Here is a 9,756-nt window from a genome sequence, read left to right as displayed (position 1 = left end):
CGAACGGATTGAGCAGCAGTGGTACGTGGTAGTGCTCCCCCGCCACGACGGCGAAGGTGATCGCCACCTCCGGGAAGGAAGCGCCGCGGCCGCGCGACCGTGGGACGAGAGCTCACCACGAAACCCACCTCCTCGAGGCTCTCGTTCCATGGTGGCCCCGCCGGGCCTGTCAGGCCCCGCGCAGGCCTCTCGTCATAGGCGGGAGCACGCCGAGCACAAGAGGAGTCCTGGCCCGGGGCACGCGACCCGCGGCAACGGACGTGCCGGTGGTGTGGCGCGTGAGGGGGGGGCTTCTGTGAGATAGCTGAACAGCGTGCATCGTTCCTTACCAAAAGGGAACTCGCCCACATGGGTGTTGTTATTCACTCCACCGGTGTAAGGAGCCGAGAAACACTGGCCTGACGAGCGTTACTGTCGTTTCATCGTGATCAATTCCGAGTGGCAATCGGACTACGGCCGACCGAAACTGAATCGCATGGCTTCATAATCAGATAAACGACACGACCTCGTGGCTTCGGGATCGCTCGGTCCGGCTCATCGCCGAACGCGAGGACGCCGGACCGGCCACCTCTGGCCGATGGTCATCAGAATATGCTCAAGGAGCTTTCATGGTGGAGAAGCCTGCCGAGGTCTTGATGACTGGTCCGGGTCAATCTGCGATGGCTGGGCGCGACAGCGCCGACCCGGCGACGGCAGACATCGAGCGGAAACTCGCCGAAGTACTGGCTGACGTCGTGAGTGTCGAACGCGTCTCGGTCGACAGTCATTTCTTCGAGGATCTCGGCGCCAATTCCCTTGTCATGGCGCAATTCTGCGCACGCGTCAGGAAGCGGTCGGACCTGCCGTCCGTGTCAATGAAGGACATCTACCGGCAGCCCACGATCCGAAGCCTGGCGACGGCACTCGCAGACGCCCCTCCCCCGCCCGCCGATACACAACCGGCATCGCCATCGACGCCGGTGCCGTCCGCAACGCCCACCACCCCGGCAAGCACGTGGAAATACGTCCTGTGCGGAACACTCCAGTTGCTGGCCTTCCTGGCGTATTCCTTCGTGACCGGACTCGTCGCCGCAAAAGGCTACGACTGGGTCTCCGACGGAGAGGGCCTGGCCCACATCTATCTGCGGTCGATCCTGTTCGGCGGCGGCGGCTTCATCGTGGTGTGCATGTTTCCGATCATGGCCAAATGGACCCTCATCGGCCGCTGGAAACCGCGCGAATTCCCGGTCTGGGGCCTGACCTATCTGCGCTTCTGGATCGTCAAGGTGCTGCTCCACGCCAATCCCATGATCCTCCTCGCCGGCAACCCGCTGTACGTGCTGTACCTACGGGCCCTCGGCGCACGGATCGGCAAGGATGTCACGATCCTCTCCCACAGCGTCCCGGTCTGTACCGACCTGCTCACGATCGGCTCCGGCACGGTGATCCGCAAGGACTCGTTCTTCCTCTGCTACCGGGCGCACGCCGGGCATATCCAGACGGGCCGAGTCACACTCGGCCGGGATGTGTTCGTCGGTGAGAAGACGGTGCTCGACATCGACAGCTCGATGGGCGACGGAGCCCAGCTCGGCCATGCGTCCTCCCTGTACCGCGGCCAGACGATCCCGGGCGGCGAACACCGGCACGGATCCCCCGCGCAGCCCACGGACGTCGATTATGTGAGGGTCCCCCCGGCCCGCTGCGGCACCCTGCGGCGGGTGGCCTTCGGCCTCGGCACCCTGTTTCAGCTGTTCTTCCTGTACATCCCGCTGGCCGTCGGCGGTGCGTTCATGCTGTTCTCCGTGCTTCCGGCGGTCGGTGACCATCTGGACCCGGACCCGGACCGGATCATGTCGTCCGAGTTCCTCATCGACACACTGAACGTGTCCAGCGTGCTGTTCTTCGGCCTCTTCATCGTGGGGCTCGCCGCGATGTGCACCCTTCCGCGCCTGTTGAGCCTGGCCGTCAAGCCCGACAAGGTGTATCCGCTCTACGGCTTCCGCTACGCGACGCACCGGGCCATCGTCCTGATGACGAACCTGAAATTCTTCATGTGGTTCTTCGGCGACAGCTCCTACATCGTCCACTATCTGCGCGGCATCGGATACGACTTGTCCCGGGTCGAGCAGACCGGTTCGAACTTCGGCACCGAGGTGCAGCAGGAGACACCCTTTCTGGCGTCTGTCGGCAGCGGAACGATGGTGGCCGACGGGCTTTCCATCATCAATGCGGACTACTCGAGCACATCCTTCCGGGTCAGCCGTGCGTCGATCGGGGCGCGTAACTTCCTGGGCAACAACATCGCCTTCCCCGCGGGGGCCAGGACAGGCGAGAACTGCCTGCTCGCCACGAAGGTCATGGTTCCACTCGATGGTGAGGTCCGCGAAGGGGTCGGGCTGCTCGGCTCGCCGCCCTTTGAGATTCCCCGGTCGGTGGAGCGCGACTCGCGGTTCGACCACCTCAGGACCGGAGGCGAACTGCACCGTCACCTCTCCGCGAAGAACCGCTACAACATCCGCTCGATGACCCTCCATCTGTTCTTGCGGTGGCTCCACACCTTTATCCTCACGGGGTTCGGTCTGGCCTGCGCCGTCCTGTACGGCGTGGTCGGACACGTGGTGATCGGCGCATATCTGGCACTCACTCTCGGGTTCACCACCCTGTACTTCATCCTGGTGGAACGCAGCGTCGCGTCGTTCCGCCGACTGAGCCCCCAGTTGTGCTCCATCTACGACCCGTACTTCTGGTGGCACGAGCGCCTCTGGAAGGTGCCCGACAAATATCTCAACGTCTACAACGGAACCCCCTTCAAGAACGTGGCCTGGCGACTGATGGGCGTTCGCATCGGCCGCAGGGTCTTCGACGACGGCTGCTATATGACGGAGCGGACACTCAGCGCCGTCGGGGACGACTGCACCCTCAATGTCGGCAGCAAGATCCAGTGCCACTCGCAGGAGGACGGCACCTTCAAGTCCGACCACACCACGCTCGGTTCCGGCTGCACCCTCGGGGTCGCCACCCATATCCACTACGGCGTGACGATCGGTGACGGTGCCGTGCTGGCACCCGACTCCTTCCTGATGAAGGGCGAGGAAGTCCCCCCGAACGCACGGTGGGGCGGAAACCCCGCCGTGGAGATCCCCGGTGACTCCGATCAGCCCCGCGGCATCGGCTCGGCAACAGCAGCGGGAACGGCCGCGGCAGACGGCGTCACGGCGCCTGCGAATTGAGGAAGGCCATTCGATGGGAGCGCACGTGGAAGCGGACCGGGAGTTCTGGAGCGGTGTGCTGGCCGCCGGTGGTTTCACTGCGATCCCCCGGTGGGTGCGGAAGCCGGCGGCGGGCATGGCCGAGCACGAGGCGGTGGTGCCGGGCGACGTGCTGACGGCGGTGCACGGGCTGGCGGCGGAGTCGGGGGTGCCGCTGAGCGCGGCGCTGCTGGCCGCACACGCCAAGGTGCTGGCCGCGCTGTCGGGCGAGCAGGACGTGGTGACGGGTTACGCGGCCGGAACAGCAAGCGGTCCACTGCCGTGCCGACTGGCCGTCGCCGCCGGGTCGTGGCGCGCCCTGATGACGGACGTACACCGCACCGAGGCCGAGTTGCTGGCACACCGGGATTTCCCGGTGGATGCGCTGCGACGGGAGTTGGGAGTCGCGGGGCCGTCGTACGAGGTGGTGTACGACCCCACGGGGGCTGGGGGCGGGCTGACCGAGGACGCGGTGCTGGAAGTGGGCTGGTGTGACCGGGATGGGCGGCTGGTGGTGCGGTTGCGGTACCGCACGGAGGTGCTGGATGCCGAGTCCGCGGCCCGGATCGGCGGTTACCACCTGACCGCGCTGGGCTTGATGGCGGCTGACGCGGATGCCGAACATGCCCGGCAGAGCCTGCTGTCGCCCGATGAGGTGCGGTACCAGCTCGAGGGGCTGGCCGGGCCGAACCGGACGCTGCCCGAGAGACTGGTCCATGAGCTGTTCGAGCAGCGGGTCCAGGCGCATCCGGAGGCGGTGGCGGCGGTACAAGGCGACCGCGAGTGGACGTACGCGGAGCTCAATGCGCGCGCGAACCGGCTGGCGCGAGCGCTGCTGGCGCGCGGGCTGGGTCGCGAAGACGTGGTGGGGGTGGTCACCGAACGCAATCTCGACTGGCTGGCTGCCGTGTTGGCGGTGTTCAAGGCCGGGGGCGTGTATCTGCCGATCGAGCCGCATTTCCCGGCCGGCCGTATCAGAGCGACCTTGTCGCGTGCCGAGTGCCGGCTGGTGCTGACCGAGTCCGGCAGCACACACACCCTCGATGGGGCCCTGACCACGCTGCCAGGGATCGAGAGGCTACTGATCGGGGCGGCATACGCGGAACAGCACGCCGACGGTGATGTCGGGGTGAAGGTCACCGCCGATCAGCTGGCCTACATCTACTTCACCTCTGGCTCCACAGGCGAGCCGAAGGGGGCGATGTGCGAGCACGCGGGACTGCTCAACCATCTCTACGCCAAGATCGATGACTTGGGGATCGATCAGGGGCATGTGGTGGCGCAGACGGCCCCGCAGTGTTTCGACATCTCGCTGTGGCAGTTGCTGTCCGCGCTGTTGGTGGGCGGGCGAACGCTCCTGGTCGGCCAGGAGGTGATCGTCGATGTGGAACGGTTCGTCGACACCCTCGTCCGTGGCCGCGTCGGTGTGCTGCAGGTCGTTCCCTCCTATCTGGAGGTGGTGGTGTCGTATCTGGAGCAGTATGCCCACGCGCTGCCGGACCTGAGGTGTGTTTCGGTGACCGGTGAGGCGTTGAAGTGGGAGCTGGTCCAGCGCTGGTTCACGATCCAGCCGGGGATCAGGCTGGTCAACGCCTACGGACTGACCGAGACCTCGGACGACACCAACCACGAGATCATGGACGGGGTTCCGGAAGGCGAGCGCGTCCTGTTGGGGCGCGCGGTCAACAATGTGCGTGTCTACGCCGTCGACGAGCATCTGTCACTGGTACCGCTGGGCGCCCCGGGGTTGATCGCGTTCTCCGGGGTGTGCGTGGGGCGGGGGTACGTCAACGATCCGGAACGGACCCGTGAGGCCTATCTGGACGATCCGTACCGGCCCGGTGAGCGGCTCTATCTGGGCGGTGACTGGGGGCGCTGGCACCCGGGCGGCAAGCTGGAATTCCTCGGCCGCCGCGACAGCCAGGTCAAGATCCGCGGTTTCCGTATCGAAATCGGTGAGATCGAGAACACCCTGCTGCGGGTTGCCGGGGTACGCGACGGCGCGGTGGTGGTCACCGAGCGGGCCGACCGCAGCACGCACCTGATCGCCTTCTACACCGGACAGTGCCTGCAGGGGGACGAGTTGCGCCGCGCGCTGGGCGCCGTGCTGCCCGTCTACATGGTTCCCTCGGCGTTCCACTGGCAGGAGAGCCTGCCGCTGACCGCCAACGGAAAGGTCGACAGGAAAGCCCTGACCGCGCTGGCCCAACAGACCGCCCGGCCCACGGATGGCGGGGTCGCCGAGGAACACCACCAGGCCCCGTGCACGCCGGCCGAGCGGAAACTGGCGGCCGCCTGGGCCGAGTTGCTGGGTATCCCCCAGCACAGCATCCGCCGCGAGGATCATTTCTTCGACTCCGGCGGCACCTCACTGACGGCGGTGAAACTCACCATCGCGCTGGACCGCGCGGTGTCCCTCAAGGACATCACTCGTCACCCGGTACTCGCCGACCTCGCCGCTCTCCTCGACGGCACACCCCAGCAGCGCCAGGAACTGCTTCAGCCCCTCTCCGAAGCGGACGGTGCGGCGGAGTGCGCCTTGGTGTGCTTCCCCTACGCCGGCGGCAACGCGGTGAACTTCATGCCGATGGCCGGTGCCCTGGCAGGCGGAGGGCCCTCGGTCTACGCCGTCGACCTGCCCGGTCACGACCTGGCCGCCCACAACGAGCCGTTCGCGTCGCTGGCGAAGGTGGCGGAGCAGGTCACCGCCGAGATCGCCGGGCGTGGCCTGGCCAAGGTCATGCTGTGGGGCCACTCCTCGGGCGCGGCGCTGGCTGTGGAGACGGCGAGGATGCTGCAGGAGCACGGGGTGGACGTCTTGCGGGTGTTCCTCGGCGCGCAACTGCCCGGCACCGCCGGCGATCGGCGTGCCGCCATCACCGAGCTGACGGGGCGGAGCAACGCCGAGATCGCCGCGCGGCTGGGCGCGGACAGCGGCTACACCGAACTCGGCGAACTGAATGCTCAGCACGCCGAGCATGTAGGTGCCGCCTACCGCCACGACTGTGTGTCCGCACACCGGTACTTCGCCGAGGCCTTGGAGCATCCTCCGGCGGTGAAGCTGTCCGCGCCGGTGACCGTGGTCGTCGCCGCCGACGACCCGAGTACGGCGGATTTCCGCGACCGATACCGCGACTGGCGGCTTCTGGCCGAGCACGTGGACCTGCACGAGGTCGCCGACGGCGGCCACTACTTCCTGCGCACCCGTCCGGCCGAAGCGGCACAGGCCGTCCTGAGCGCCGCCGAACTGATGGCCTCCTCCTGATCTCGCGCCTACCGAGTGGCAATCGAAAGGAATCCGAGATGTCCCTCTCTTCCCCGGCCTCACTTCTCGAGGTGGAGCTGCAGCCGGGCAAACCCGCGATCCTGCAAGTCGAGTCCCCCGGAGATGCGTCGAGTTGGGCGACGCGGCACCGGGAGGCGTTGCGCGCGCGAGTCACCGAGCACGGTGCCGTTCTCGTCCGTGGGCTGCCACTGCGGGAGCCGGATCAGGTCGGTGCCGTCTTCGCGGAGCTGGCCGGCGGGCTGATGACGGAGCGGGAGGCGTTCGCCTCCCGGCAGACCTACGGCCCCGGCCTGTATTCCTCCTCCACCTGGCCGGCCAACCAGCCGATGTGCATGCACCATGAGCTGAGCTACACGCTGGAGGTCCCCGGCCTGATGCTGTTCGCGTGTCTGAGCGCGGCAGACGAGGGCGGGGCGACCGGGGTGGCCGACGCGGAACGCGTACTCCAGGCGCTGCCCGCCGCGCTCAGTGAGCGGTTCGAGCGTGAGGGATGGCTGCTCACCCGTAGCTACAACGACGAGATCGGGGCGTCCCTGGCGGAGTCGTTCGGCACTGACGACCCTGCTGTCATCGAGCGTTACTGCCGCGCCCATGCCATCGACTTCTCCTGGCAGCCCGACGGGTCGCTGCGCACCCGGCAGCGCCGCAGCGCCGTGGTGCGGCACCCGGTCACCGGCCGGCGCTGCTGGTTCAACCAGATCGCCTTCCTCAACGAGTGGACACTGGCCCCGGAGGTGCGCGAATACCTGGTGGACGAATACGGCGAGGACGGGCTGCCGTTCAACACCCGTTTCGGAGACGGCACCCCGATCGGCGAGGACGTCGTCCAACTGCTCAACACCACCTACGAGGACCACACCCGGCGCGAACCCTGGCAGGCCGGTGACCTGATGCTCGTCGACAACATCAGCACCGCGCACAGCAGAGAGGCCTTCAGCGGAGAGCGCCAGGTGCTGGTCGCCATGGCCGAGCCCAGGCGCCTGGCCGACCACCGCCCCACCCTGGAGGAAGACCAGCGATGACAGCAGAGCCGTCCCTCGCCCCGCAGTCCACGACGCCCCCTTCGGCATCGCCGTCCTTCGCGCTGATCTCCGGCGCGCAGGTACAGCAGGCGCTGAGCGGGCGCGAGAGAGAGATCGTGGACCTCGTCGCGGCCACCTACCGGCTGCACGGCGCCGGGGACTCGGTCAATCCGCCGTCGTACTTCCTGCGCTTCCCTGACCGCCCCGCGGACCGGATCATCGCACTGCCGGCCTCCATCGGCGGGTCGGTACGCGTGGACGGCCTGAAATGGATCTCCAGCTTCCCGGCCAACGTGGAGGTCGGCCTGCCTCGGGCCTCCGCCATCCTCATCCTCAACGACCATGACACCGGTTACCCCTTCGCCTGCCTGGAAAGCTCCATCATCAGCGCTTCCCGAACGGCTGCTTCCGCCGCGCTGGCAGCCGACTGGCTCAGCCGCGGCCGATCGCGCCCCACCCGGATCGGATTCTTCGGTACGGGACTGATCGCCCGCTACATCCACACCTTCCTGGCCGGGACCGGCTGGACGTTCGACTCCATCGGCGTGCACGACGTGTCCGCCGACAGCACCGCCGGGTTCTGCGGCTATCTGAGGGAGGCCGGGGCGGCCCCGCAGTCCGGACGGATCACCGTCCACGACAGCCCCGAAGAACTGATCCGCTGCAGCGACCTCGTGGTCTTCGCCACCATCGCCGGCGCACCCCATGTCACCGACCCGGCCTGGTTCGACCACCACCCCCTGGTCCTGCATGTGTCGCTGCGGGATCTCGACCCGCGGATCCTGCTCGCCTCGGCCAATATCGTCGACGATGTCGAGCACTGCCTGAAGGCCGACACCTCCCCTCACCTGGCCGAGCAACTCACCGGCAACCGCGACTTCCTGGACGGCACCCTCGACGACGTCATGGCCGGACGGGTCACCCCGCCGACCGACCGGCCAGTGATCTTCTCGCCCTTCGGGCTCGGCGTCCTCGACCTCGCCGTCGGCAAGTACGTCTACGACGAAGTAGCCCGAAGTGGGCGCCTCCACCTCATCGACGACTTCTTCCACGAACTGCGCCGGTACGGCTGAACGCCGTGTCCTTCGACTCTGGCATCAGGAGGCCATCGTGCCTGTCATTTCCGCCCCCCATGCCTTCAACGAAGGCCGGCTCTTCGTCGACCTCCAGTCGATCTTCGGGCGCTCCCTCTTCTTGAAATGCGAGGGCTTCAATTTCGCAGGCTCGATCAAGTTGAAAGCCGCGGCCGAGATGGTGGAGACGGCCGAGCGGGACGGAGTACTGAAGCCGGATTCGATCCTGGTCGAGTCCTCGTCCGGAAACCTGGGCGTGGCGCTCAGCATGATCGCCGCGAGCAAGGGATACCAGTTCCTGTGTGTGACGGACTCCCGTTGCAATCTGTCGACGCGATTGCTGATGGAGGCGCTGGGCAGCGAGGTGCACATCATCGCCGACCTGGACGCCAATGGTGGCTTCCTCGGCGCACGGATCGACTACGTACGCGGGCTGTGTGCCTCCGACGACCGGTATGTGTGGCTCAGTCAGTACACCAATCCGGGTAACTGGCGGGCGCACTACCGCAAGACGGCGCCGGAGATCGCCCGCGAGTTCCCGCGACTGGACGTGCTGTTCATCGGGGCGGGCACCACCGGGACCCTGATGGGCTGCGCGCGCTACTTCAGGGAGTGGCACCGGCCGGTGCGGATCATCGCGGTGGACGCGGTGGGTTCGGTGGCCTTCGGTGGCAAGCCCGGCCGTCGGATGATCCCCGGATTGGGCATGAGCATGCGCCCGCCGCTGCTCGACGAGTCCTTCGTGGATGAGGTGATACGGGTCGAGGAGACGGACACCATCCGCGCCTGCCACCGTCTGGCCAGACGCGGGTTTCTGTTCGGCGGTTCCACCGGGACGGTGGTCAGCGGGGCGATGGACTGGCTGGCCCACCATGACACGCGTGGCCTCACCGCGGTGGCCATCGCCCCGGACCTCGGCGAGCGCTACCTCGACACCATTTACCAGACCAATTGGCTGCATGATCTGTACGGCGATCACGTCCTCGGCCCAGAAGAGGTGCCTGCCGCTTCCCGGGGGGCCGAACCACGGGCGTCCGACCGACGGCACAAGCGTTAGGGCGTGTTTCGAAAGTCCCGCCTGCCCCGCGACGCCTGGCACGGCACTCCCCCAAGCTCTTCGAGCAGGGGGGACCCCCACGCCGCGTTGT

At 67.1% G+C, this 9,756-nt stretch carries 5 protein-coding genes and 1 pseudogene; 5 read left to right on the top strand and 1 reads right to left on the bottom strand.

All coding sequences use genetic code 11. The features are described from left to right. Positions 1 to 103, bottom strand: a pseudogene (locus ACWDEX_RS36800) (hydroxyisourate hydrolase); the annotation flags it as partial. A gap of 505 nt (positions 104 to 608) precedes the next feature. On the opposite strand from ACWDEX_RS36800, the gene ACWDEX_RS36795 reads away from it, so the two are divergent. The 5 genes from ACWDEX_RS36795 to sbnA are packed head-to-tail and all read left to right on the top strand — an operon-like array spanning position 609 to position 9,665. Further along, positions 609 to 3,209, top strand: coding sequence for a Pls/PosA family non-ribosomal peptide synthetase (locus tag ACWDEX_RS36795; protein WP_450468988.1), 2,601 nt, complete (start codon positions 609 to 611; stop codon positions 3,207 to 3,209). A gap of 13 nt (positions 3,210 to 3,222) precedes the next feature. Further along, complete coding sequence (locus tag ACWDEX_RS36790) at positions 3,223 to 6,492, top strand: non-ribosomal peptide synthetase (RefSeq protein WP_450468986.1); 3,270 nt, start codon at positions 3,223 to 3,225, stop codon at positions 6,490 to 6,492. 38 nt (positions 6,493 to 6,530) lie between these two features. After that, positions 6,531 to 7,535 carry a TauD/TfdA family dioxygenase gene (locus ACWDEX_RS36785; protein ID WP_450468984.1) on the top strand — a complete coding sequence of 335 codons (1,005 nt, stop codon included), beginning with the start codon at positions 6,531 to 6,533 and terminating at the stop codon, positions 7,533 to 7,535. Continuing rightward, the gene (sbnB, locus tag ACWDEX_RS36780; RefSeq protein WP_450468982.1) at positions 7,532 to 8,608 is read left to right on the top strand and encodes a 2,3-diaminopropionate biosynthesis protein SbnB; all 1,077 of its coding nucleotides are present in this window, start codon (positions 7,532 to 7,534) and stop codon (positions 8,606 to 8,608) included. The genes ACWDEX_RS36785 and sbnB overlap by 4 nt, the downstream gene beginning before the upstream one ends. 37 nt (positions 8,609 to 8,645) lie before the next feature. Beyond that, the gene (gene sbnA, locus ACWDEX_RS36775) at positions 8,646 to 9,665 is read left to right on the top strand and encodes a 2,3-diaminopropionate biosynthesis protein SbnA (RefSeq protein WP_450468981.1); all 1,020 of its coding nucleotides are present in this window, start codon (positions 8,646 to 8,648) and stop codon (positions 9,663 to 9,665) included. The last annotated feature ends 91 nt before the right edge of the window (positions 9,666 to 9,756 follow it).

The sequence above is a fragment of the Streptomyces sp. NPDC001020 genome, from assembly GCF_053599115.1.
The sequence above is the reverse complement of the archived record's forward strand: the minus strand, read 5'-3'. Positions and strand labels throughout refer to the sequence as shown.

What these genes read in the sequence shown, in the direction of transcription:
- ACWDEX_RS36795 (WP_450468988.1), top strand. Translation starts at nt 609, where the DNA reads ATGGTGGAGAAGCCTGCCGAGGTCTTGATGACTGGTCCGGGTCAATCT.
- ACWDEX_RS36790 (WP_450468986.1), top strand. Translation starts at nt 3,223, where the DNA reads ATGGGAGCGCACGTGGAAGCGGACCGGGAGTTCTGGAGCGGTGTGCTG.
- ACWDEX_RS36785 (WP_450468984.1), top strand. Translation starts at nt 6,531, where the DNA reads ATGTCCCTCTCTTCCCCGGCCTCACTTCTCGAGGTGGAGCTGCAGCCG.
- sbnB (WP_450468982.1), top strand. Translation starts at nt 7,532, where the DNA reads ATGACAGCAGAGCCGTCCCTCGCCCCGCAGTCCACGACGCCCCCTTCG.